Origin of the sequence: Leptolyngbya iicbica LK (genome assembly GCF_004212215.1) — a bacterium.
In the GTDB taxonomy this organism is placed as follows: domain Bacteria; phylum Cyanobacteriota; class Cyanobacteriia; order Phormidesmidales; family Phormidesmidaceae; genus Halomicronema; species Halomicronema iicbica.
Genome location: NZ_QVFV01000006.1, coordinates 61,106 through 85,614, shown reverse-complemented (window position 1 = coordinate 85,614; position 24,509 = coordinate 61,106). Strand labels below are relative to the sequence as shown.

Here is a 24,509-nt window from a genome sequence, read left to right as displayed (position 1 = left end):
GCCATGAGCAACGGGTCATCCCCAGAGCCACAATCGACTCCCAAAAAACAGCGTCGCCGCCTCTGGACGACGACTGGCTTGGCGATCGGGGCGATCGCGACCCTGAGTGTGGCTGGGGTGGCGATCGCGGCTTGGCGGTTTGCCCACGAAACGCTATCTCCCTGGGCCTCAGACTATTTGACCGAGGCCCTTGATCGCCCGGTGGCCCTGGGCGAAGTGGAGCGAGTCTCGATTACGGGAGTGCAGTTTGGCCCATCGGCGATGCCGCCCACCGCGACCGATCCAGACACCCTGTATGTCGAGACCATCGCCGTGCGGTTCAATCCGCTGGGGCTGCTGGGGCGGCAAGTCAACCCACAAATTACCCTCACCGGCGTCCAGGTTTACATCGAACAAGACGAACAAGGCAAGTGGGTCGAAGTTGACATTAATTTAGATGACGACGATGACGATGAAGACCGGGGTGAGCCCTTCATCCGGGTCAACCCGACGGTCATCTTCGCAGATAGTGAAGTGCAACTCTTGCCCTATCTCGGGCCAGACGAATCGCCGCAAGTCTTTACCCTCAACGACATCAACGGCACCGTCGCGGTGCAAAAAGTGGTGGTGGATAATCCCCGGGCTGGGGGCAAACCCCAATTAGACGCCCAGGAAATCACGTTGGACTTCAGTTCTCGCCCTGAGAATGCAGGGGATTTAGACCTCAGCGGCGTGATTCGACAACTGGATTATGGGGACAATGCGCCCCCTAATCTGCTCGACTCGCTCGAGGCCAATATCGCGGTCCAGGCTCAGGCGATTGATCTGGCGGCATTGTCGCCGCTGGTGTTTGCCAGTGCCGGAGAGCGGCTGCCCCTGGCGATCACAGCGGGGCTGCTCAACGGCAATATCGCAGCCGAACTGACGCCGTTTGAAGCGCCCCGGCTGACGGGGACGGCCAGTTTAGAGGATGGCGAACTTTTTATCGATGCCCTATCGACGCCGTTCTCAGAGATTAATACCCAGGCACGTTTTCAGGGCAATCGGATCGCTTTGGAAGAGACCACGGCCACCTTTGGGGAACTGAAGGCGGAGGCGCGGGGCATCATTGATCCCCGCAATGGCTACGACCTGACCGGGGCGATCGCTCCCGTCACCCTGGAGGGCATTGCTGAGACCTTTAACTTTGAATATCCCGTCGAGATGGCGGCCACTCTGCAAGCTCCGAAGGTGGCGCTGACCGGGCCGTTGGCAAAACCCACGGTTTCCGGCCTGGTGGAAACGGTTGATGGGGGAACGATTGACCAGGTGGAGTTTGCGCGGGTGGCCTCTGAAGTGACCTACAGTCGTGAGGGCTTTCAGTTTGCCGATTTGGTGGCGAATCCCCTGGCGGGTGGCGAACTGACCGGGAATGGTGAACTGCGATTTGGCCGTCCCGTCGCGATCGCCTTCGATCTGCTCGGGACGGATTTGCCCGCCGATGACCTGGCCCGCCTCTATGGTTTGCCCGACGATATCTCCATTGGCACCCTGGCTTTGGAAGCGGATATTGCTGGCCCGGTCAAATCATTGACCGGCGTGTTCACTTGGGATGCCGTTGGCGGCACCTACCCCACGCGGGGCACAGCGGAACTTGAGCGTAACCTGCTCACGCTGCGACAGGCCGAGATTGCTGGGGGCACGGTGTCGGGGGTGGGTCGCCTGAACCAAGGGCAATGGACTGCGGACGTCCAGGCTCAGGGACTGCAAATGGGCTTCTTCAATGCCGCCTTGCAAGGGGTGACGGCAGGCGGTGATGTGCGACTGGGCGGCAGCACCCGCGACTTTTCGTTGGCGGGGCTGCAAGGCGACGGCAATATTGTCGCGGCGTTAGCCGGTGGCACGCTGAACAGTACTTTCAATCTCGCGAACGGCACCTGGCAGGCCGACGGTCAGGGCCGTAATTTGCAACTGCAACAACTATCGTCTGATTTGCGGGGCACCGGGTCGGCGACTTTTCAACTGGCGGGCAGCCTGGCAAACCTTTCACCCGCCGCCATCCGAGGCCGCGCCAACATTCAGCTGTCGGATGGGTTGGCGACGGCGCGGGCGCTGAATCCGGCGTTCGGGCGATCGCCCGCTCCCTTAGATGCCAGCCTGGCCTGGGATGGTCGCCTGCTGCGCATCGACAGTTTAGAAACGGGGGGTCTATTCGCCAGTGGCACCGTCACGCCGCAGCTATCCGGCTCTGGCGCGCCCAGCATTGCCGCAATTGACCTGAATCTGGCTGCTAACAACTACGATCTGGCGACCCTGCCAGTTAATTTCCCCCCGGCCTTGGCGCTGGTGGGCATCGCCGATTTGCAGGGACGGCTGACAGGGAGCCCCAGTAATCTGAATTTTGAGGGCGATTTGACCCTGGCAAATCTGGCCCTCAATGATTTAGTGTTTGACCGCCGCTTGGCTGGTCCCGTGACCTACTCTAACCAGAGGGGCTTGGCCGTGGGCCTGATGGGAACCGAGGACCAAATTACGGCGACCTATGTCCCCCAAACCCGACAGTTAAATGCCGAAATTCGGGCCGGAGAGGCGATCGCTACTGCCACCACCGAGGGCGACCTGCTGCAAGCTCAGCTCTACAATTTCCCTGTTTCGGTCCTGAATATTCCTGCGGAGCCGTCGCCCTACGGTTCACTGCGGGGCCTGGTGGATTTTGCCAACGCGAGTATCAACCTCCGGACGGGGGAGGCGATCGGTCAGTTTGATGTGGCCTATCTCGGCTTTGGCTATGTGAATGTTGATCGGTTGTATGGCGGTTTCCGTTATGCCGACGGTGTCGCCCAACTGAACGAAGGGCAAATCATCATGGCCGATCGCGATGAACGGGGCGCGGCGATCGCCACCCGCACCTACAATGTGTCCGGTCGTTATAGCCTGGGGCAAACGCCGCAACTCGTCGGTACGCTCTCGTCAGAAGCAGGGGAACTGCGCGACCTCTTACAAATGCTCCAGATTCAAGAGCTCGCCGATTTTCGCCGGGGGCTACAGCCCAACGAAGGGTTCATTCCAGCCTCGACCTTAGAAGCCGCCAAAATCTTAGCGACCAATCCCGTCGGTAGCCCCAACGACACCCTGCTCAACCAACTGCGGCGGCTGTCTGAAATCATTGAGATCCAAATCCTCGATGAAATTGCGGCCGAAGAAGCCCCGATCCCCCCTCTGAGCGAACTGCAGGGCAGCTTTGCCGGGCGCGTCAACATCACCGCTACCCTGCCTACCGATCTCCGCGCCACCTTTGACTTGGCGGGCCAAAACTGGAGCTGGGGTCCCGACATCAGAGCTGATCAGATGGTTGCCCAAGGTAGCTATCAAAATGGCTTGGTCACCTTTGCCCCGTTGCAGTTCAACTCTAATGAAGAGACGGGCATTGCCTCAGCGGCGCTGACCGGCAGTTTTTCCCTCGATCCGCAAGACCGGACTGACCGGGAAATGCTGTTGCAAATCACCAATGTGCCCATCAGCAACCTCGAAGATTTTGCCAATTTGCCCTTTGACCTGGATGGCCGCCTCAACAGCACCGCTATTTTGGGCGGTCGCCTGGGCAATCCTCGCCTCACGGGAGAGTTGGAAGTGATTGACGGCACCCTAAACGGGACGGGCATTTCCAATACGACGGCGGCCTTTTCTTATATCAACGCGCGAGCGGGCCTCGATGCTCAGCTGTCCCTGATTGGCTCCAACGATCCCCTCACGTTGACGGCGGCTGTGCCCTATCAACTCGGGTTTGTGGATATCGAGCCCGTCGACCAAAGCTATTTGCTGCGCGCCAATGTCAAAGACGAGGGCTTGGCGTTGCTCAATTTGTTTACTCAGCAAGTGGCTTGGGAAGACGGTCAGGGCGAAGTCGTGCTTAACATTGCCGGTGATTTGCAAACCAACAATAGTTTGCCAGAGACATTTCAAGGGCTGATCACGCTGGATGATGCCACCATTTCGGCCAGTGCCCTGCCCGTGCCGATGACGGATGTCACCGGGCGCATTCGGTTGGTGCCCAGCATTCAAGCGATCGAGGTCGAGCAGCTTACAGGCCAATTTAGCGAAGGACAACTCTCGGCCCAGGGGCTATTTCCTCTACTGCTGCCGCTGGATACGTTTGTCGATTTTGCTGATGATGATACGGAGCCGCCTCAAGGTGAAGACGAGACCGCGCCGCCGCCCGCCGCTGACGACACCGAGCCCTCCGAAACGAGCAATCCCCAATATCAGCCCCTGACGCTCAACCTCGACAATATTGCCCTCGACTTGCAAGGGCTGTATGAGGGACAGGTCGATGGCGAGATGCAGTTGGTCGGTAGCTTATTGCTGGGGCCGCAGCTCACCGGGGCGATCGATTTATCCCAAGGCACGCTGATCATCCCCGAGGGCGGTGGCCCGCCGCCGGTTGCGGCGGTGGATAGAAATGGTGGAGATAGCATTTTTCCACCGTTTGCCTTTTCTGATCTGCGCATTTTGTTGCGGCGCGGCATCAATATTGTGCAGGGCAATTATTTGGATGTGCGGGCTCAGGGCGGCCTGCGGCTGGATGGCACCCTCTCCACGTTGCGCCCCACCGGGACGATTCAGCTGCCGTCTGGGCGCATCGGTCTCTTTGCTGTGGAGTTGCGACTGGCGGGTGAGAACGATCGCGCTGATTTTCGAGGCACCTTTGATCCGCTCCTAGATGTCACGCTGCAAACCTCATTACCCGAAACCAATACATCGGGCATTCAAGTGACGAGAGGACCTTTTCCCCGCAATGAAGTGCCAGACACGACCACCCTGGAGTCTATCGGGTTGACTCAGCAAGGCAATCGTCTCGTGCGGATTCGGGCTCGCTACACCGGCCCAGCGAGCGAATTGGCGAATATCACGACGACCTCGCGCAATCTGTCGTTGAGCAGTTCGCCCCCCCGGTCTGAAAGCGAAATTGTCGGGCTGTTAAGCGGCAATGTGATCGGCGCGATCGATGCGCTGGGCAGCGATAATGCCTTGACTGGCATTGGCACGTTTGTCGGGTCGGCCCTGCTCAATACAGTGCGCGAATTTCTCGGTGATACCGTGCCGATTAGCGAGGTGCGGTTATTCCAGGTGTCCGATGCCTCCGGTGGGGTCGAGGCCAATGATGGCTCCGATATTGGCGCTGAGGTGGGCTTTGAGATCAGCCCCACTATTTCAGTGTCAGTCTTAAAGGTGATTACCAACGATACGCCGTTCCAGTTCAACACTCGCTATCGCCTCAGCGATGAATTCACCCTTCGGGGCACCACCAGTTATGAGGATTTTCGCGAGCGCAGCGGTGTCCTGTTAGAGTATGAAACGCGGTTTTGAGCACAGGTGCGATGAAGTCTAAGCCCGATGAGTTATCGACCCCCGATGCGGAGGAGGAGGCAGCCTCGCCGTCAGAATCCTCACTGTGGCGTCGCCTGTGGGATAGTCAGCGCGAGAATATTCGGATTTTGGCGATCGCTCTCGTTATTGCCATCTTTCTGCGCGTCTTTATTGCCGAACCCCGGTTTATTCCCTCCAATTCCATGGAGCCGACCCTGCACGTGGGCGATCGCCTCCTTGTCGACAAAATTTCTACCCGCCTGCATCCACCCCATATCGGCGACATCATTGTCTTTCAACCGCCGCCACAACTGCAGGAGTATGGCTACCGGGGCGACCAAGCCTTTATCAAACGGGTGATTGCCACCCCCGGCGAGACAGTCACCGTCACCGATCATCAAGTGCTGGTGGACGGTGCGCCGTTGCAAGAGAGCTACACCCTCGAACCACCTGACTATCTCATGGGCTCGATCACGGTGCCCCCAGGTGGCCTCTTCGTGATGGGTGACAACCGCAACGACAGCAACGACTCTCACGTGTGGGGCATCCTGCCCCAAGAGAATGTCATTGGCATTGCCCGCTTCCGTTTCTGGCCCTTTTCCCGTGCTGGTTCGGTGTCTTAGCCGTCGCGATCGCGGGTGGGCTCAGAGATGCGATCGCAATTCTTTTTGAACAATAGCCAACGCCACTTAGGTGAGAACTCAGGAGGGCCGTCTATCTATAGCTGTAGTGGCAGTTACCTCTTTCAAGGGAGGTTTATTCTCTAGCGGCTTGTTAACTTCGCAAGTAGATGAAACATTATTTATCGAGGTAAATTAGAGTATGAAAGCTGCCCAAAAGTTTGCATTAGTTATTGGGATTGTTTACGTCGTCATCGGAGCGCTGGGTTTCGTTCCTGCCCTAGTGGGCCATCCAGGGACTGATGCCGCCATCAAGCAGTATGGTATTGCGGCAGAGTATGGTTACTTGCTGGGCCTGCTGCCAGTGAATGCGCCCATCAACATCATCCATATCACTACTGGACTGGTTGGCATTGCAGCTGCAATCTCATTAGACAGTGCCCGCTTCTTCTCTGGACAGCTGGGAATTTATTACGCTGCCTTGGGTCTGCTAGGCGTTATCCCGTTTACCAAGACCTTTTTCGGCCTATTTCCATTGTTTGGCTTTGATGTCTTGCTGCACGGTGTGACTGGTTTGCTGGGAATTTATTTCGGTTTCTTTGCAACGCCTTCTCTCCTGGCGCTGTTTAAGCGCGAGCTAAAAGAAGATGCGACTGCCGCTGAAATTCTTTAGTCAAACTTTCGCGTTTGAGATCTGAGATAAAAGTCTGAGTTTTCTGTTTGCTGAGACTTACAGATTACATTGCCCCTAATGCAATCGGCGTTGGGGGCATTTCAATATGCAAAGGTGATGGCATCTCAATATCGCCAGCCTACATCCATGGTCGGGAAGATGACGAGGTTTGATCACATATCAATCTGATATTTTTATCCCCAACAAACCCTTACGAGTGGGCGAGGAAGGCTTTGCAATTGAGGATGGGGGTGTCAGCCCGATCGCTCATGGGGCACTGAACGCGATCGCACCGCTGGCAAAGTGATGTTTCTGTCTCGGCTGATTGATGCAGCGAATAAAGACTCACCCCTTGGCGAATGTAGCCTTCTGCTTCGAGGTCCGTCAGTTCATCAGTGAGCAGGAGACAGCGATCGGTTTTGAGGGCGTGTTTGGCCTTGCGGAGCCCGGTCAAAATTTCGCCAAATTGCCCACTACGGTGACTAATCATCAGGGGCACTTGCTGCCACACGCCGCGAAAACAGCGGGGCGCATCTTGCAGGTAATGGTCGGTGTATTGCAGGGTATAGGTGCCGTCGCTGTAGCAGCGAGTGCGAAACCACCGCTGAAAGGGGATGCCCAGCTGCCCAGAGGGTTCTAGCGTATCCCACCAAGAGCGATGCCACCCCTCATAGGGCAACTGCAAAATGCGCTGAATCTGTTCTTCGTCAAAACCGCCGTGCTGTAGCAGCGCGATCGCCTCCGACAAGTTCACTCGCCACGCCAACGTTTTCAAGTCAGACTGACAGCGGGTCAATGACTGCAAATCTCGTACCGATAGGTCTTCTCCCGAGGGGGCACCTGTGGACGGCATACACCAAACATGTTCGTACTCGATGACCGCATCGATATGTTCTAGTCCGGCGGTGCTAGCGGGGGGACCAATCGCAATGCGGATCTGGCCGATTTGATGGGCGCGGGCGATCGCCGCTGCACAGTTCACCAACAGCGACTTCAACATCGATTCATCGGCGAGGGCTAAATCTAACTGCACCTGATTGCGATCGAGTCGCGAAATGCTTGCTTCGAGATGCATAAGGTCAGAAGAAATCATCTCGCTACCTATTTGTGACTGCTAAAAAGCCGCCAAGTCAGCAATACTTTATCCCTTGGCGGCTGTGGAGCTAATGTGACGATGCCATGACTCCCAGAAGAGTTGATTCCATGTCTCTGTAACTCTCCCCTCTAGTTAAGTCCAGAATTTAGTGGGCGTGGGGGTGCTCTCACCAAACTTTGAGCTTGTTCTAAAAACGCAACAACTCTATGGAAAGGATTGAAAAGTGCGAGGGTGGCAGGGTATGAGGGTGGCGTTGCGGATCCTGATAAATAATCAGGGGCGCGGGGGAGCAAGGGGGAGTGTTCAAAAAACTGTCCTTGATCAGGCTAAAACACCTGATTTCTCGTTGCCTAAACTGGGCTTTACACAAAAATCGGATCGCTCCCGCAAGGGGGCAGCAGGGGGAGTCACGATTTAGAGAATCGGGATCAAGCCTGATAGTTCAAAGCACAGTGCCTGACCCAACCACCCAACCACCCAGCCACCCAGCCACCCAGCTACGCAGCCACCCAACCACCCAGCTACGCAGCCCCTCAGCTACCGCCCCCATTCCCTGCCCGAGAGGCCAAATTGAAATTGACGCCGCCGAGGCTAAAGCAACCCTTTACAATTGTCTAGTTAAGCGGATAGCAAAGAAGGAGTTTCGGACGTGGCGGATAAGTACACTCCCGCAGCGATCGAGGAAAAGTGGCAGCAGGTTTGGGCCGAGCAAGGGCTGGATAAGACGGACGAAGACGCCAGCAAGCCCAAATTCTATGCGCTGTCGATGTTTCCCTATCCTTCTGGCAACCTGCACATGGGCCACGTGCGCAACTATACGATCACCGATGTGATTGCGCGGGTACGGCGGATGCAGGGCTATCGCGTGTTGCACCCCATGGGCTGGGATGCGTTCGGGTTGCCTGCTGAGAACGCGGCCATCGATCGCGGCATTCATCCCGCCAAGTGGACATATCAGAATATTGACCAGATGCGGGCACAGCTCCAGCAGTTGGGCCTCTCCTACGATTGGGATCGCGAAGTCGCCACCTGTTCCCCCGACTATTACAAATGGACGCAGTGGAGCTTTATTCAGTTTTTAAAGGCTGGGTTGGCCTACCAAAAAGAAGCGGCGGTGAACTGGGATCCCATTGACCAGACCGTGCTCGCCAACGAACAGGTGGATAGTGAGGGGAAATCCTGGCGATCGGGCGCAAAGGTCGAGCGCAAGCTGCTGAAGCAGTGGTTTTTGAAAATCACCGACTACGCTGACGAACTTTTGCAAGATTTGGACAAACTCCCCGGTTGGCCGGAGCGGGTGCGCCTGATGCAGGAAAACTGGATCGGCAAATCCACTGGGGCCAAAGTTGTCTTCACCACGGAACAGGGCGATGACCTGGAAGTCTTCACCACCCGCCCGGATACGCTGTGGGGCGCGACGTTCATGGTGCTGTCACCGGAGCATCCCCTCGTCGAAAAATTGACCACGGCAGAGCAAAAGGAGGCGATCGCTACCTACCAAGCCGAAGCCGCCGCCAAAAGCGACATCGATCGCACCGACGAAGGCAAAGAAAAATCTGGCGTTTGGACCGGCAGCTACGCCATCAACCCGGTGAACGGGGCGAAAATCCCGATTTGGATTGCCGACTACGTGCTGATGGGCTACGGCACGGGGGCGATCATGGCGGTGCCTGCCCACGACCAACGAGACTTTGAGTTCGCCCGCAAGTTCAATCTGGAAGTGCGCGTTGTGGTGCAGCCCGAGGGCGATACTTTGGATGGCGCGACCATAGCTGAAGCCTGGCCGGGTGAAGGTGTGATGGTGCATTCTGGTCCCTTGGACGGCATCCCTGCGGGGAAAGGCGAGGGGCAGAGTGTCGAGCAGGCGATCGCCTGGTTAGAAGCAGAAGGCAAAGGTTCGGGCCAAGACAACTTCCGCCTGCGAGACTGGCTGATTTCCCGGCAGCGGTATTGGGGGGTACCGATTCCGGTCATCCACTGCCCCAGTTGCGGCACCGTGCCCGTCCCCGATGAGCAACTGCCCGTAGAGCTGCCGGAGAATGTGGAGTTCAGTGGTCGCGGCGCGTCACCGTTATCTCAACTCGGCGACTGGGTGAATGTGCCCTGTCCCACCTGTGGCGAGGCGGCCAAGCGGGAAACCGACACGATGGACACGTTCATCGACTCGTCGTGGTATTTTTTGCGGTTCACTGACGCCAACAATGACGGGGCGATTTTCGACTCGGCAAAGGCGAATGACTGGATGCCCGTCGATCAGTACGTGGGCGGCATTGAGCACGCCATTTTGCACTTGCTCTACTCGCGCTTTTTCACCAAGGTGTTGCGCGATCGCGGCCTCATCAACATCGACGAGCCCTTTAGCCGCTTGCTCACCCAGGGCATGGTGCAGGGCTTGACCTACATGAACCCCAACAAGGGCGGCAAAGATAAGTGGGTGCCCTCCGAGCTGGTGGCCAATCCCGATGATCCGCGTGATCCCGAAACGGGCGAGCCGCTGCAACGGCTCTACGCCACCATGTCGAAATCCAAAGGCAACGGCGTCGCCCCCAGTGACGTCATCAGCCAATATGGGGCCGACACTGCTCGCATGTTCATCCTCTTCAAAGCCCCGCCTGAGAAGGATTTGGAATGGGATGCCGCCGACGTGGAGGGGCAGTATCGCTTCCTGAATCGGGTGTGGCGACTGGTCACCGAGTTTGCCGAAAGTCCCGCTGCGACAAAATCTGTAGGGGCGCACGACCGTACGCCCCTACCGGAAAACCTGTCCAAAGCGGAAAAAGATGTACGCCGCGCCATTCACATCGCGATCAAGGAAATCAGCGAAGACATTGAGGGTGACTATCAGTTCAACACCGCCGTGTCGGAGCTGATGAAGCTCAGCAATGCCCTGACCGACGCCAAGTGCAAGGATTCGCCCGTTTACGCCGAGGGCATTCACACCCTGGTAAAGCTAATCGCTCCCTTTGCCCCCCATATCGCGGACGAGTTGTGGTCACAACTAGGCCAAACCGGGTCGATTCATCAGCAGGGCTGGCCGATCCTGGACGAGTCTGCATTGGTGGCCGATGAGATCACCCTGGTTATTCAAATCATGGGCAAAACGCGCGGCACTATCGAAGTCCCCGCCGACTCTGACAAAGCCGCGCTGGAAAAATACGCCCGCGAGTCCTACATCGCGCAGAAATATCTGGACGGTAAGGAAATCATCAAGGTGATCGTAGTGCCCGGTAAGCTAGTCAACTTTGTGGCGAAGTAGGCTGCGAGAGATCGCGATCGCCCCTCCTAGTCTTATTTCCCTCCGATGCCCGGGTATCTTTCCACACCTCTGTGAATTCGCAGCAGAGGTGACAGGTCGGTGTGCAAAAATGTGATTTTATTGACCCTGAAGAAAAGTTTAAAGTCAATCCCGTTGCTCGCTGGGCAATCGGGATGATTGTTTTTGCGTGTTCTCTGGAGGAATTTGGATGCAGTTTTTACTGCGGCTATCAGGTTGGATTGACCGCATCAGCCGCTGGATCGGCTGGTTTACCATTGGTCTGACTTTAGTCATGACGGCGATCGGGGCGTACAACGCCATTACCCGCTATCTGGGCCAATATCTGGGAGTCAACCTCAGCTCTAACCGCTACATCGAGATTCAGTGGTATCTCTTTAGCCTAATTTTTTTGTTGGGTGCGGCCTATGTGCTGCAAAAAAATGCCCATGTGCGAGTCGATATTTTTTACGGTCGCCTATCCACCAAGCAAAAGGCGTGGGTCGATCTATTGGGCTCTTTGCTGCTGTTATTGCCCTTTTGTGCGATCGTCATTTTCTATTCCCTCCCTGCTGTCACCAACTCTTGGGCGGTGTTAGAAATGTCGTCTGACCCTGCTGGGTTACCTCGCTATCCCCTAAAAACAGTCATTCCCGTTGCGTTTGCATGGCTCGGGGTGCAAGGCATTTCAGAAGCCATTAAAAATCTCGCCATTATTACTGATACCTCTCTACCCAACTCGACTGAGGAGGTAGCGTCATGACGGATATCCTCGGCCCTTTAATGTTTGTGGGCGCGCTGATGCTCATTTTTACGGGCTATCCCGTGGCGTTTTCCTTGGCCGGTACTGGATTGCTGTTCGCGGTCATTGGCGGTGCCCTGGGCGAATTTGACTGGATTCTCTTCTCCGCCCTGCCGAATCGCATTTTCGGCATCATGAGCAACTATGTGTTGCTAGCGATTCCTTTCTTTATTTTGATGGGCACGGTGTTGCAGCGATCGGGCCTGGCTGAAGATTTACTCGAAACCTTCGGCATGTTATTCGGGCGGTTGCGGGGGGGACTCGCGATCGGGGTGATTCTCGTCGGTACCATGCTAGCGGCGGCGACGGGCGTGGTAGGGGCGACGGTGGTTTCCATGGGCATGATCTCGCTGCCCATCATGCTGCGCTACGGCTATAGCCCTGCCCTTTCCACGGGCGTGATTGCTGCGTCTGGCACCTTAGGGCAGGTGATTCCCCCTAGCGTGGTGCTCATTGTGCTTGGCGATCAGTTGGGCGTATCGGTGGGGAATTTATTTCTCGGTTCCCTGGTGCCAGGGTTATTTCTCTCGGGCATGTACTTGCTGTACGTCATTGCGATGGCGATTTTTCAGCCTAACAGTGCGCCCGCCCTGCCAGATGAAGTGCTTGACATTAGCAAAGCCCAACTGGCACTGCGGATTTTTCGGGTTATGCTGCCGCCCCTGGCACTCATTTTGATTGTGTTGGGCAGCATTTTTGCCGGGGTGGCCACACCGACAGAAGCGGGAGCTATGGGCGTCATTGGCGCGCTAGTGCTAGCCGCGCTCAACCGGCGATTGACTCTTAAAACCCTGATTCAGGCCCTCGATTCCACGGTGGAGTTAACCACGATGGTGATCGTACTGCTGTTGGGCGCGACGCTGTTTAGTCTGGTGTTTCGCGGAGTCGGGGGCGACGCGGCGGTAGAACATCTGTTGACGAATTTGCCCGGTGGCGTCGTCAGCTTCCTGGTGTTCGTCAACTTGCTGGTCTTCTTCCTCGGCTTCTTTCTCGATTATTTTGAAATCGTGTTCATCATCGTGCCGTTGATGGCCCCGATCGCGCTCAACTTTGGCTTCGATCTGGTGTGGTTTGGGGTCATGCTTGGGGTGAACTTGCAAACCTCCTTTCTGACTCCGCCTTTTGGTTTCTCGCTGTTTTATCTGCGGGGAGTCGCGCCACCCGATATTCCTACCACTAGCATTTATCGGGGGGTGGTGCCCTTTATTTGCATTCAGGTTGTGGGGCTGCTCTTACTCATTGTGTTTCCGCAAATTGTCACTTGGGCCAGCCTGGGTTGAACCACGAGTCAACCAGTGAGCAACTGTTCAGTGCCCTGCCGCTGCCGTCAAGCGATCGCTTTGGGTCAGCGGCAGGTTTAGCTCTGACTGAGGGGAATCGTAATGGTGAAGGTCGTACCCCCTTGGGGAATCGATTCACAGACAAATCGACCACCATGCTTTTCAGTAATGATTTGATAGCTGATGGACAGCCCCATGCCAGTCCCTTTGCCGACTGGTTTAGTGGTAAAAAATGGGTCAAAAATCTGCTGGCGAATGGTGTCAGGGATGCCGGGGCCATTGTCATGGATGTGGATGTTGACCTGTTGGTCAGGGGTGAGGATGGTTTGAATCGTGATTTGAGGGGGTACAGCCTCAGCGGTGGGGAGCGATCTCCGTCCTTCCAGCGCATCGATCGCATTGCTCAACACATTCATAAACACCTGATTAAGCTGCCCGGCATAGCATTCCACCGTGGGAATTTGGCCGTATTCACACACCACCTCAATGGCGGCAGCATTCGCACCTGCTTTTAATCGATTTTGCAAAATCATTAAGGTGCTATCGATGCCGCTGTGAATATCGACGGACTTCATGTCTGCCTCATCCATGCGCGAAAACGTGCGCAGAGATGCAACGATTGCTTGAATGCGTTCCGAACCGACCTTCATTGACCGCATCAGTTTGGGCAAGTCCGTCGCGATAAACGGCAGATCGATCGCGTCAATATAGTCTTGAATCGCGAGCTCAGGGTCGGGATAATACTGCTGAAACAGTGCCACCAACGCCAGCAAATCGGCCATGTTTTGCTCGGCGTGGTCTAAATTGCCCGAGATGAAGTTGACCGGATTGTTGATTTCGTGGGCAATGCCTGCCACCAGCTGCCCCAAACTCGACATCTTTTCGGTTTGCACCAACTGAGATTGCATAGTTTGCAAGTCTTGCAAAGCCAACTGCAATTGCTGCGCTTGCTCGCGCGATCGCGCCTCCGATTTCCGTAGTGCGATTTCTCCCTGCTTCAGCGGGGTGATGTTGTGAAAGACCGCAATACCGCCCTCGCGATCGCCCGCCGCCGAAGTCAACGCTCTGGCTGTGACACTAAACCAGTTACCCGGTAGCGAGGGCGATGACTTGATAAATAGTTCCGTCGCCTCCAGGGCTTCTCCTTGAATCACGCGCGATAGGGGAAACGACGCTAAGTCACAAGGTGTCACCTGGTCAGCCAGAAAAATTTCCCACGTGGTTGACCAGGCTTGCAATGAAGTCTGATCCGCCCGGATGCCTAATAAAGCTTCGGCAGGAGCATTTAAGAACAAAAACTTGCCCGCTAAATCCATCACCACCACGGCATCGCCCATGCTGTTGAGCATTGAGCGTAGGGTTGCCAGCGTCGTCTCGGCATGGCTGAGCCGTTGGGTATGCTCGTTTAACTCCGCCAGGGTCGTTTCCAGACGAGTCGATTTGTCTAGCGTCTCCTGTTCATAGACTTCCAGCAGTTGTTCAAGGGTTTCAACTTGAGCTGTGAGGTGCTCATTTTCGGCCTTGAGCGCCTCAATGCTAGGGTCTGCTGCTTCCCCGGAAAAACTCACCATAGACTCTCGACTGATTGCATCAACTCGGGCAATGTTGGGTCACTAATAAAGAGTGGCAGATAGCAGAAGGCTGAAGATCGGCAATGGATATCCTGGCTGACAAGCTGTGGCGATGCCGTTAGGATGCGATCGGCATAAAAATAGTGCCTCGGTCAAAGGGCAAGACGGCCATTTTGACGTTGAGGGCTAAAGGCTTAAACAACTCGGCGGTAGCACGACTGATGGGAATTTTGGAAAATAGGATGATGACCATCAGATTGCCGGATGGCAAAATGCCCCCAAATCCTAACACTGACTTGATCTGAAACGGTTGCACGAACTCTGTCTGGGCTGGGATATAAGGACTGTCAGCGGCTTCAGGAATATGAAAAACGTTGAAGGTGCGCTCTTGTAGATCCACCAGGACGTCGGGCACGGGGGCAACCACGTTGCTCACGCTCAACCCTAACTGCTGAATGAGTTGGGAAATCATCGGGATACTTGTCACGGTGCGCTCGCTAGGGAGGGGAATCACTTGGTGTCCGGTCGATTGGCGACGCTCATTCCACTCGGGGCGATCGCCTGCCGTTCCCAACAGCGTTAAACATTTCATCTGGGGATTGTCAGGGGGATGCCCGAGAAAGTCTTGAGCGATCGCTTGCAGATCGTCAGACAACTCACTAAAGTCATGGGTTTTGAAGAATCGGGCCAAGGCAAAGGCCGACTCCCCGGTTTGAGGATCAACGAAATTCTCATAAAAATAACGGGCGATCTGGCTAGCAGCCCCTTCCATCGCCGTTGTGTCGCGCCCCAACTTACGCACGGCGGCCCCACAAGCGGTCATCTCGCTTAACGAAAATTGCTCCAAATCATACATGCCGCTTGGCTCCTCAAGTCTAAAGTTCGATTGAGTCGGTAACGTCCCTGAGTCTTTCGGGCTCGACCGCTGCTCCCCCAGCCAGAGTGGATTTTGTTTAGATTGCCCCGATCAGGCAACGTCGCCAACATTTGCCGTCTGCTCTGTTCGTGTCATTTTTTTGAGACTTGACCATGCGCCATTGAGGCGTTGCAGTGCGTGGTTAGCCATTATAAAAACTCCCCCAATCACTGAGACGTGACTGAGGGAACTAAAAGGCAATATTAAGAGAGCGTCAAGCAGTGACCATTTGCCAGTTAAGCTGATTGAGCCTTTTTGCGGCGGGAGGCCACAATCCCTCCTCCCACAGCGAGCAAGCCAATAACCGTGGCTGGCTCAGGAATGGTGGGGGTGGGGGGCTCAACCACTCGCTGACCAAACCCATAGAACGAAAAATGGGACAAATCGGGGCTACCGCCGTTGTTAGGAGTTACTCCGAGAGTATCCCAAACCCCCGTTGTAGAAAGTCCATCCCAAAAATATGAGGAGAAAGAGTTACCGGCCTTCACGACAAACATGCCGTACTGATATTTGTCAGTGATGCTTTTATCGAGCTCCCAGGTACCAGATTGCTTGTCCTGATCCTTGGCACTTTTGAAACTAAACCCGCCTGTTGAGCCTTTCGAACCGTTATCGACTTTAATCTCACCCGAAACAAAGGAACCACTTTCCCAGTTGATATCGAACAAGCCGTCAAGACTCTGATTGCTGTTGTTACCTGAGAACGGACCTTCGCAACTGGTTACACCACTAAACGCACTGAGAGTACAGCTAGCTGCGACAGTGCTAGATTGCTCGACGGTTTCATTCTTGTTCTGGTTGCCCTTACCGTTACCTTTAGCTGATGCACTATCGGCAAACATGGTCATGGCACTAACAGCCAGCAAGGAAGAGCCAATTAATAATGAGAGGTGTTTGTTCATTGTTTTCGGGATTTAGAGGGTCAACTGCTTAACTTCCGCTAGGTTGCCACGGGGGCGCGAAAAGTACTTTGCGATGCTTAGCACCCAGGAACGCGCTGAGTCGGGAGGTTACTGATCCCGAATCTTCTACATACTGACCTAGTGAAAGTGTCATAAGTTACCGGAAATACACGGAACTCGGAGGGCTTCACAGACTCTTCAACTTCTGGAAGTGGCCCAGTATGGAGACTTTGGCTGCCAGACAAAGATGTAACGAGGATCGTCTGGATGGATGCCGGATATGGTGTCGAGATCGCCTCCGGCTTGCTGTAGGGACGCATCCAATGAGTTGCGACTTCCACGACCCTATCGTTCAAAACACTAGGATAAAGACTTGCTCTGATTGGGGCTGTTGTGAGGGGGGCAGCGCTGATGACTCCATTTTTGTCACGCTTTGGGCGACTGGCGATCGCCAACATTGTGTCGAACTTGATGGTGCCGTTAGCGGGCATTATCGACACGGCTTTTTTAGGCCACCTGGCAGATGTACATCACTTGGGCGGGGTGGCGATCGCCTCGGTGATTTTCAACCTGGTGTACTGGAGTTTTGGCTTTTTGCGGATGGGCACGACAGGGTTGACGGCCCAGGCCTTTGGTCGCCGCGACACCGCTGAGATGAATTTGCTGTTGCTGCGGAATGGTCTGCTGGCGGTAGTGCTGGGTCTGTTGATTGTGGTGCTACAAGCCCCCATCCGGGAAATCGGGTTTTGGTTACTCAATGCCGAACCAGAGGTGCGACTGTCGGGAGAAGCCTTTTTCAACGCGCGCATTTGGGGGGCTCCGGCAGTATTGGCTAATTACGTACTGTTAGGACGATTTTTGGGCTGCGGGCAGGGGCGGCGCGTGGTGCTGCTGTCAGTGGTGGGCAATGGCGGCAATATCCTGCTGGATTATTGGTTCATTCGCGAGTTGGGTTGGGAAAGTGCGGGAGCTGGAGCGGCCACGGCCCTCAGCCAGGGCTTGATGTTAGGGGTTGGGTTATGTCTGTTGTTGAGGGAGGTGGCGATCGCGCAATTCTGGCAATTGCGTCCCCACCTGTGGGACAAAACGGCTCTTACCGCGATGTTGCTCCTCAATCGCGACATTATGATCCGCACCTTTTCGCTGTTGGTGAGTTTTGCGCTGTTTACGAATTGGAGTTCGGCCCTGGGCAACGAAATTTTAGCGGCGAATACGTTGCTGCTACAGGTGGTGACGCTGACCTCCTATTTCATCGATGGGCTAGCATTTGCTACGGAGAGTTTTGCGGGGCAGTTTTATGGCGCGGGAGAAGCGGCCCAACTCCGCACCGTGTTGATTTGGGGGCTGAGCAGCAGCGTGGTGCTCGGGATGGCGATCGCCCTCACCTTTAGCTGGTTTACCCAGCCCTTATTTCGTCTAATGACCCAACATCAGAGCGTGATTGATCAGGTGCAGGCATTAGTGTGGTGGCTAGTACCGACGTTGACTTTGGGGGCGATCGCCTTTTTGTTAGACGGTTACTTTTTAGGACTGACCCAGGGACACCTGTTGCGCAACTCGACGCTGCTCGCCAGTGGACTAGGCTTTTTGCCCTTGGGGTTGCTGGCCCGACATTGGCAGAGTCCCGCTGGGTTATGGCTGGCGCTGGCCTGCTTTATGGCGGTGCGGGCCATGACTCTGGGGAGTCAAGTGCCTCGCAGTTTAACGGCAGCGCAAAGCCAGGTGACCGATTCTGATGCCGCCGCCCTGTGAAGTCGTCGTCGGTTCAGCTACGTCATCCGACGCTGTTATCGGATTACGCTTCGGGGTTGAGTTCGGCGGCTTTGGTCTGCATCATTTTAAAAATGTTGTAAAAGCCGTTGGCCCGAGAAGGCGTCAAGCTCACATCGAGCTGGGTTTCTTTAATGAAGTCGGGGGACAAATCGATCACTTCCTGAGGGGTCAGACCGTTCATGCCACGAATCAAAAAGGCGACCAGGCCCTTTGTAATCTGCGCGTCAGATTCGCCCAGATAGTGCAGCTTGCCGTCTTCTAAAGCGGCAATGACATACACCTGAGAGACGCAGCCTTTCACCTTGTTGGCGTCGGTTTTCTCTGCCTCGGGGAATGCTTCTAGCTTTTTGGCTAACCAGAGGAGCTGTTCGTAACGCCGTTTGGGATCAGTGGCTTTTTGGAACCGCTGAACCAGTTTTTCGATGGAGGCGGGGCGGGCAGAAGAAGACGCAGACATGGGGCAGGCGATCGCAACGAACGACAAATGGCTTCACAATAGCCTCCCCTATTGTAAAGAGGTATCGGCTTAAAGTTCGCCCTTCAGCACGGCCCGCATGCGTAAAAAAGGACAGCGTGAGCTGCTGGGAGCCGTTGTCTCTGGCCCGAGTTGGCGCATTTGATAGCCTTCGGGATAGGTCCGGTTGGCCTGATCAACGCCGAAATGAGAGCGCTGCCGCCGGGGCAAATGGCGTACCAGACGCTGGCGCAGCCGTAATCCCCACGTAATGGCTTGCTTGACCCAATGGGGCGGGGCTGGCCACCCCAAAGCGGTTTGCATGGGTTCATCGGCAACAGTGCGGATGAGGTTAGGAATTAGGGGGGCCGCGATCGCGGGCAGCCAGCCCTGCATTAATTTAACGACAGCATCTCCCACGGCGCGGTTATCGGGATGATATTGAAAATGTTCGGCTTCATACGCCCGGTTAAAGTCGTGAAACGTTTCATAAGTTGCGGGAATCTCTTCCAGGCCCATGCGTTGTCCGACCACGCGCCAAAACTCAAAGAGGGCTTGCTTTTCCGTCTCGGTAAAGGGGCGCCAGCCAAAGAGTTGATTCCAGCGTACGGGCTCATAAATCAAGGTTGACAAGACGTAGAGAAAGTCTTCGTTGTAAATGTGGAAGCGTTGATGGATGCGATTCATTTGGGCGATCGCAGCGTGCCCTTTGGGACTGTCATAGCCCCATTTCAGGATGTTGCCTAAGATCAGGCTGGTGTCGTCGTAACGTTTTTGCGGTCGCAATTCAAATTCGCCGGTTTGTCGTAGCAGCGAGGCAATGCGGGGCACACAAAAGGTCTTGAGAACGGCAATCTCTAGCGAGCGGTTGAGCTCCCAAGGAAAGTCATATCCGGCTAACCGATGGCAGATGGCGACGGGGTCCCTTGCCGATGAGGATCCTGTGATCGGCAGAGTGGCATGTAAATCAGACATGATGGAGCGATCGCACTAAACATAGACTCTCCCCCTTATTGCGTGGGGGCGATCGCCCCTTCCGGAGAGCTAGCAAAGCTTCATCAATTCCTTAGAAATCAGGATTTTATAGCATCCAAGTCTTATCGGGCAGGCATCTTACCTGCTTTTGAACAGCCAAGATGGCGGTCCACACTTAATGAAGTTCCTATGCCTTCAATACTGCACTGGGCCACATCCATCGGGTGGAACAAAAAGTTTGCTGTGAGGGTTTGGCACTGCCCAACCCCAACAATCGGGGAAGCGATTTTCAAGTACCTTTCCTAAGGCGCGCCATCTTTAGGCACGACAAACCGCTGGGCAACCGTCTCCGGTTGAATGGCGGACAAAATCACGTGCCCTGAATCCATAATCAGAACGGCTCGGGTGCGGCGACCATAAGTCGCATCCACCAGCTGACCGCGATCGCGAGCATCCGCAATGACCCGCTTAATCGGTGCTGATTCCGGGCTCACAATGCCTACCACCCGGTTGGCCGAGACAATATTGCCAAATCCAATATTGATCAGCTTGATATCCATAAATCATCCTGGCGAGCACCAACAAGCCGAATCATCCACTCATCATCAGCCAATTGCCAGTTGTCTCTCAAGAGTTACTTACTAACCGTCCAAAACTAATCGCGATAGCTTGGCCGTCACCCCCGTCGAAACCTTCCAGCACCAGTGGCTGATAATCAAATAAATTTTGCAGAAGCCTTGTCGCCCTATCTTAACGACAAAGCTATTGAGCAGCAAGAGCCGAAGCGGTTGCGGCGGTGGGATTGAAGGCCCAACAGCAAATATTGCTGGCGATTTGTAACATAATTATTAGGAGCGCTGACTAAGTAGCTGTCGCCGAGGGCAATTCGAGCACTTAGTCACGGGCTTGCTGAAAAATTGTGCCTGATGCATTGTGGTCTCTTTGGCATTAGGAACGGGGGGAGAGCCCCTCAAGATATATCGACAGTGAGCCGCTGCCAGGAGTGCGTTGAGCTTGCTGCATTGCGTTCGTCAGCAGGAGAGGTCAGCCATGCAACCAGTGGATTTCACAACTTTGATGGCCGCCTGTGCCGAGCTGCGTCAATCATGGTTGCCCGCGCGTTGTGAGCAGGTGATTCAGCGAGATGCGACGACCCTGGCGATCGCCCTGCGTACCCTCAATCAGCGAGGCTGGCTCACACTTTCCTGGCATCCGCAAGCGGCGCGGCTCCATATCGACTCGCCGCCGCCCCGCGTGCCCGACACGTTTACCTTTAGCCAGCAGCTCAAACATCAGTTGGGGGGCTATGCCTTAGTCAGCATTACCCCCGTTGCGCCGTGGGAACGCGCCCTCGATTTGGCCTTTGCCCAGCGACCGGGCGACCCGATTGAGTGGCATTTGTACGTGGAAATCATGGGCAAGTACAGCAACGTGATTTTGGTGAATGCCCGCAATCAAATCGTGACGGCAGCGCATCAAGTCTCTGAGCAACAGTCCAGCGTGCGACCCATTGCCACGGGAGCGCCATATAGTCCGCCTCCGCCAATTCCAGGGCCCTTCCCCAAGTTGAGCGAGCCCCAAGAGCGGTGGCAAGAGCGCGTCGGTTTGCTGCCAACCACCCTCAAAAAAGCCCTGTTCAAAGCTTATAGCGGCTTGAGTTCGGCCCTGGTCCGTGATTTAACCGCTCAGGCTGACTTATCGCCAGAGCAGCCGGTAGAAACTTTGACGCCAACTGAGTGGGAGCGGTTGTTTGTCCAGTGGCAAGGGTGGTTACAGCGCCTGGAAAGCGGACAATTTTCGCCCTATTTGTTTGAGTCTGGGTATTCGGTGTTGGCTCCGATTGGTCAACCCAAAGCCGATGTGCAGACCTTACTGCGAGACTACTATCAGGAAGCGCTGAATCGCCAAGAATTTGATCGGCTGAAAAATCAGCTCACCCAGCGCCTCAAAACCTTACTGAAGAAGCTGCATCAAAAGGAAACGACCTTTGCCGAGCGGTTAGACAAGGCGGATCAAGCGGATGACTATCGTCAGCAGGCGGATCTGCTGATGGCTTACAACTACCAGTGGCAACCGGGTATGCAGTCCATGGCGCTGGCGGATTTTGAAACGGGGGAAACGGTGACGATCGCCCTCGATCCCGAGAAAAATGCCATCCAGAATGCGCAGGCCATTTATAAGCAGCATCAAAAATTGAAGCGATCGCGCCAAGCCATTACCCCCCTGTTGCAGGCCGTACGGGCAGAAATTGCCTATCTTGATCAGGTGGACGCAGCGGTGCAACGTCTGGAGCAATACGAGGCCGAACCCGATTTGATCGCGCTGCAAGAGATTCGCGACGAACTCATTCAGCAAACTTATCTGGAAGACCCGACCTATCGACCCGGTACTGCAGCCAGCAAGGACGCTTTAAATGTGCGCAAGTTTCAGACTCCCGGCAATTTGGAGGTTTGGGTGGGCCGCAACAACCGCCAGAATGATTTGCTGATTTCGAAAGCGGCCACCGATTACGATCTCTGGTTTCATACCCAAGAGATTCCCGGCAGTCATGTGCTGTTGCGCTTAGATGCGGGACAAGTGCCCACGGATGAAGATCTCCAGTTCACCGCTGATGTGGCAGCCTACTACAGTCGCGCCCAGCAGGCCGACCAAGTGCCCGTCGTATTTACTCAACCGAGATATGTGTTTAAGCCAAAGGGTGCCCTGCCGGGTATGGTGACCTATACCCACGAAACCGTGTTGTGGGGCCAGCCGACTAAACTCGAACCTCAACTTTTAGAAAATTCGGCCTCGTCGGAGCCAGTTTTAACCGCACCCTAACGGATCGCTGTCAGGGTTTCATGAGCATATATCAGATAAAACGACCTAAAAACCATGATTGTCTTTAGGGTCCCTAAGACAATCTCGCGAAAATCCTGAAGTTTTATGACAAAAAAACTGTGTGGCTTGATACAATGCTTTTTGGTGAGAGAGATGAATCGGGAAACACCGCTTCATGGACGTTTTGAGAGACGTCGTTTCCTCCCACTTGAGAGAGCAACTATATTCTTTTAAGGCCGACTTCTTGCGGAGTCGGCTTTTTATTTGGAGATTTCGCTTATTATCTGCTGCAGCAAGGAACAAAACCGTTCACCCCGAACCGTCAAAAAAATTAGTTTATTGACTAGGGCTCGGTAACGGGGATGCCCACTTTGGTTAACAGGTTGAGGGGGCCAATCTGGCTCAGTTTTTCCAGCTCGGCGGGGGTCTTGACCAATAGCCAGCCAGCGTAGCCCAGGCTATTGACGCCAATGCCGTCGTAGCCGGGGTGCGATCGCCCTACCACCAGCATCCAGTTGCGGGTCAGCAGCAGATTATAGGACTGCTCCGGTTGCGGGGTAGTCAGCGTCAAGCCCAGGGTGGCCAGTAACTGGCGATAGGTCGAGAGCAACTGCTGGCCTAAGCTGCGATGATCTTGTTGCCAGTCGAGATGGAGTGGCTGCCAACGGTGGTGGAAGGGCAGAGTTGGCAGGCGTGTGGGGTCGATCGCGGAGCCTGGCGGGGGCATGATTTGAGCGATCGGCAAGGTGGCGGCGCTGTCGTCCTCTTGAAAGGGCACCAGTTGCAGATGCTTATGGTGTTGGCTCGCCCCCGCGATCGGCCCACTGTTGTAAAAGCCCAGTCCATCAATCTCTTGGATGCAGCGCGCCCAGGCGACAAAATCTTCAAGAGTGAGCCAGGTTTGCTGAGCAACATAGTCGCGAGTGATGACGAGCAGATGATGATCCACCACGTTGAATTTGTTGAGCAGGCAAACGTGGGTAGGCGACAAATCGGCCACAAATAAGGCCGGTTCGTAGGGCAAAAAGGGATTAGCGGGCTGACGCGCTGGGCGATCGCGCTGGGCTTGGTCGTGCTTTGCTTTCCGGGCCAGGCTATCGACCACCCGCACCATAAAGGGAATGCCGCCATCGGCCAGGGTATGAGTATGCGTTGCGATCGGCATGAGTGCTCCACTGGCCAAGGCTTGCGTGGTGGTCTGTTGCACCAACGGCCACAAAACTTCGGGCGCTCCAGCGGCAAACTGCGTCATAAATTCAAACTGTGTGAGGAACTGTTGTGAGGATTAGTGCTAACCTACCGGGCGATTGCAGCGGTCGTAAAGTGAGTAATTGCCGACTTATAAGACTGCTGTGTGAAGACTGAAGTTTGAGATCATCAACCCCTGGTTGGAGGTCATGGTTATCCCTTTTTAGAAACGGCGGGACAATCGGCCAGATACCAGCGCCAGGGAATCTCGACGCCCTGAGTGAGACCGATGCGGGTGGTTTGCACCAGTTGATGGTGCCCCTGGGCAAATTGTTCAACCCAGTGGGGCGATCGCGGTTCTAGCCAGAGGGGATGGCCGCCCGTTAAGTGAATGCCGTTGAGGGTGCGGTCAATGTGCAGAGCCCGACATAACTTGCCTGGGCCAGCGGCGATGCGACGGGGCTTTTGGCGCTGTTTCTCGTCAATCCAGAGGGGCACGCGATCGAGGTCGAGGGCCCGAATGAGCACGGCACTGGGCACGGTGTCGGCGTCAGTCACCACATTGATGCAGTGGTACATGCCATAGATGAGGTAGACATAACAGCTCCCCGGTGGCCCAAACATCACTTCATTGCGGGCGGTGCGGCGACGATAGGCATGACAAGCCGGGTCATCGGGGGCGTAGGCTTCGGTTTCCACGATCAGGCCGCGATATTGACTGCCATCGGCAAACTGGCGCACGAGGGTGCAACCGACCAGATCTGGAGCCACGACCGGAGCGGGGCGGCCCAACCATTCAGCCGATATGGACGATTTGGGCAAAGAAGAGGACATCACGCGGGTACCGCAAGAATTGGCTAG

General features: G+C 55.3%; 17 protein-coding genes. 8 read left to right on the top strand and 9 right to left on the bottom strand.

Going from position 1 to position 24,509, the window contains the following annotated elements; genetic code table 11:
- Positions 1–3: 3 nt before the first annotated feature.
- The 3 genes from DYY88_RS19075 to DYY88_RS19065 all read left to right on the top strand — a co-directional run bounded on the left by DYY88_RS19075 (position 4) and on the right by DYY88_RS19065 (position 6,618).
- On the top strand, positions 4–5,325 hold the full coding sequence (locus DYY88_RS19075; protein ID WP_039725455.1) for a translocation/assembly module TamB domain-containing protein: 5,322 nt from the start codon (positions 4–6) through the stop codon (positions 5,323–5,325).
- A gap of 11 nt (positions 5,326–5,336) precedes the next feature.
- Positions 5,337–5,948: a signal peptidase I gene (gene lepB / locus DYY88_RS19070; RefSeq protein WP_039725454.1), complete on the top strand. Its 612-nt coding sequence runs from the start codon at positions 5,337–5,339 to the stop codon at positions 5,946–5,948.
- Positions 5,949–6,147: 199 nt separating this feature from the next.
- Positions 6,148–6,618, top strand: coding sequence for a DUF4383 domain-containing protein (locus DYY88_RS19065; RefSeq protein WP_039725453.1), 471 nt, complete (start codon positions 6,148–6,150; stop codon positions 6,616–6,618).
- Between the two features lie 211 nt (positions 6,619–6,829).
- Here the strand turns inward: DYY88_RS19065 and DYY88_RS19060 are convergent, their stop codons facing one another.
- Positions 6,830–7,711, bottom strand: a complete 882-nt coding sequence (locus tag DYY88_RS19060; RefSeq protein WP_130199522.1) for a hypothetical protein — start codon at positions 7,709–7,711, stop codon at positions 6,830–6,832.
- Positions 7,712–8,363: 652 nt separating this feature from the next.
- On the opposite strand from DYY88_RS19060, the gene leuS reads away from it, so the two are divergent.
- From leuS to DYY88_RS19045, 3 genes are all read left to right on the top strand, one after another.
- A complete protein-coding gene (gene leuS, locus DYY88_RS19055) occupies positions 8,364–10,970 on the top strand; it encodes a leucine--tRNA ligase (RefSeq protein WP_039725451.1) in 2,607 nt (868 codons plus the stop codon).
- Between the two features lie 208 nt (positions 10,971–11,178).
- Positions 11,179–11,730, top strand: a complete 552-nt coding sequence (locus DYY88_RS19050) for a TRAP transporter small permease subunit (RefSeq protein ID WP_039725450.1) — start codon at positions 11,179–11,181, stop codon at positions 11,728–11,730.
- Positions 11,727–13,049, top strand: coding sequence for a TRAP transporter large permease (locus tag DYY88_RS19045; RefSeq protein WP_039725449.1), 1,323 nt, complete (start codon positions 11,727–11,729; stop codon positions 13,047–13,049). The genes DYY88_RS19050 and DYY88_RS19045 overlap by 4 nt, the downstream gene beginning before the upstream one ends.
- Positions 13,050–13,126: 77 nt before the next feature.
- Here the strand turns inward: DYY88_RS19045 and DYY88_RS19040 are convergent, their stop codons facing one another.
- The 3 genes from DYY88_RS19040 to DYY88_RS19030 form a co-directional block, all read right to left on the bottom strand.
- Positions 13,127–14,620 carry a PAS domain-containing sensor histidine kinase gene (locus DYY88_RS19040; protein ID WP_044150960.1) on the bottom strand — a complete coding sequence of 498 codons (1,494 nt, stop codon included), beginning with the start codon at positions 14,618–14,620 and terminating at the stop codon, positions 13,127–13,129.
- Positions 14,621–14,738: 118 nt separating this feature from the next.
- Positions 14,739–15,476 (bottom strand): hypothetical protein, encoded by a 738-nt coding sequence (locus tag DYY88_RS19035; RefSeq protein ID WP_039725448.1) that lies wholly within the window; start codon positions 15,474–15,476, stop codon positions 14,739–14,741.
- Positions 15,477–15,772: 296 nt separating this feature from the next.
- The gene (locus DYY88_RS19030) at positions 15,773–16,438 is read right to left on the bottom strand and encodes a PEP-CTERM sorting domain-containing protein (RefSeq protein ID WP_052288229.1); all 666 of its coding nucleotides are present in this window, start codon (positions 16,436–16,438) and stop codon (positions 15,773–15,775) included.
- A 411-nt stretch (positions 16,439–16,849) separates the two neighbouring features.
- On the opposite strand from DYY88_RS19030, the gene DYY88_RS19025 reads away from it, so the two are divergent.
- Positions 16,850–18,190, top strand: a complete 1,341-nt coding sequence (locus DYY88_RS19025; RefSeq protein ID WP_039725447.1) for an MATE family efflux transporter — start codon at positions 16,850–16,852, stop codon at positions 18,188–18,190.
- A gap of 43 nt (positions 18,191–18,233) precedes the next feature.
- Here the strand turns inward: DYY88_RS19025 and DYY88_RS19020 are convergent, their stop codons facing one another.
- From DYY88_RS19020 to remA, 3 genes are all read right to left on the bottom strand, one after another.
- Positions 18,234–18,668, bottom strand: coding sequence for a SufE family protein (locus tag DYY88_RS19020; protein WP_039725446.1), 435 nt, complete (start codon positions 18,666–18,668; stop codon positions 18,234–18,236).
- Positions 18,669–18,737: 69 nt separating this feature from the next.
- Positions 18,738–19,640 (bottom strand): oxygenase MpaB family protein, encoded by a 903-nt coding sequence (locus DYY88_RS19015; protein ID WP_063776157.1) that lies wholly within the window; start codon positions 19,638–19,640, stop codon positions 18,738–18,740.
- Positions 19,641–19,942: 302 nt separating this feature from the next.
- Positions 19,943–20,200 (bottom strand): extracellular matrix/biofilm regulator RemA, encoded by a 258-nt coding sequence (gene remA / locus DYY88_RS19010; protein ID WP_039725445.1) that lies wholly within the window; start codon positions 20,198–20,200, stop codon positions 19,943–19,945.
- Between the two features lie 490 nt (positions 20,201–20,690).
- Between remA and DYY88_RS19005 the strand changes: the two genes are divergently transcribed.
- Positions 20,691–22,460: an Rqc2 family fibronectin-binding protein gene (locus tag DYY88_RS19005; RefSeq protein WP_039725444.1), complete on the top strand. Its 1,770-nt coding sequence runs from the start codon at positions 20,691–20,693 to the stop codon at positions 22,458–22,460.
- A gap of 343 nt (positions 22,461–22,803) precedes the next feature.
- On the opposite strand, the gene DYY88_RS19000 is transcribed toward DYY88_RS19005, so the two are convergent.
- Entirely contained in the window at positions 22,804–23,712 is a 909-nt protein-coding gene (locus DYY88_RS19000) for an ATP adenylyltransferase family protein (RefSeq protein ID WP_039725443.1), read from the bottom strand.
- Between the two features lie 149 nt (positions 23,713–23,861).
- The gene (locus DYY88_RS18995) at positions 23,862–24,482 is read right to left on the bottom strand and encodes a DNA-3-methyladenine glycosylase (RefSeq protein ID WP_039729321.1); all 621 of its coding nucleotides are present in this window, start codon (positions 24,480–24,482) and stop codon (positions 23,862–23,864) included.
- Between the last annotated feature and the right edge of the window lie 27 nt (positions 24,483–24,509).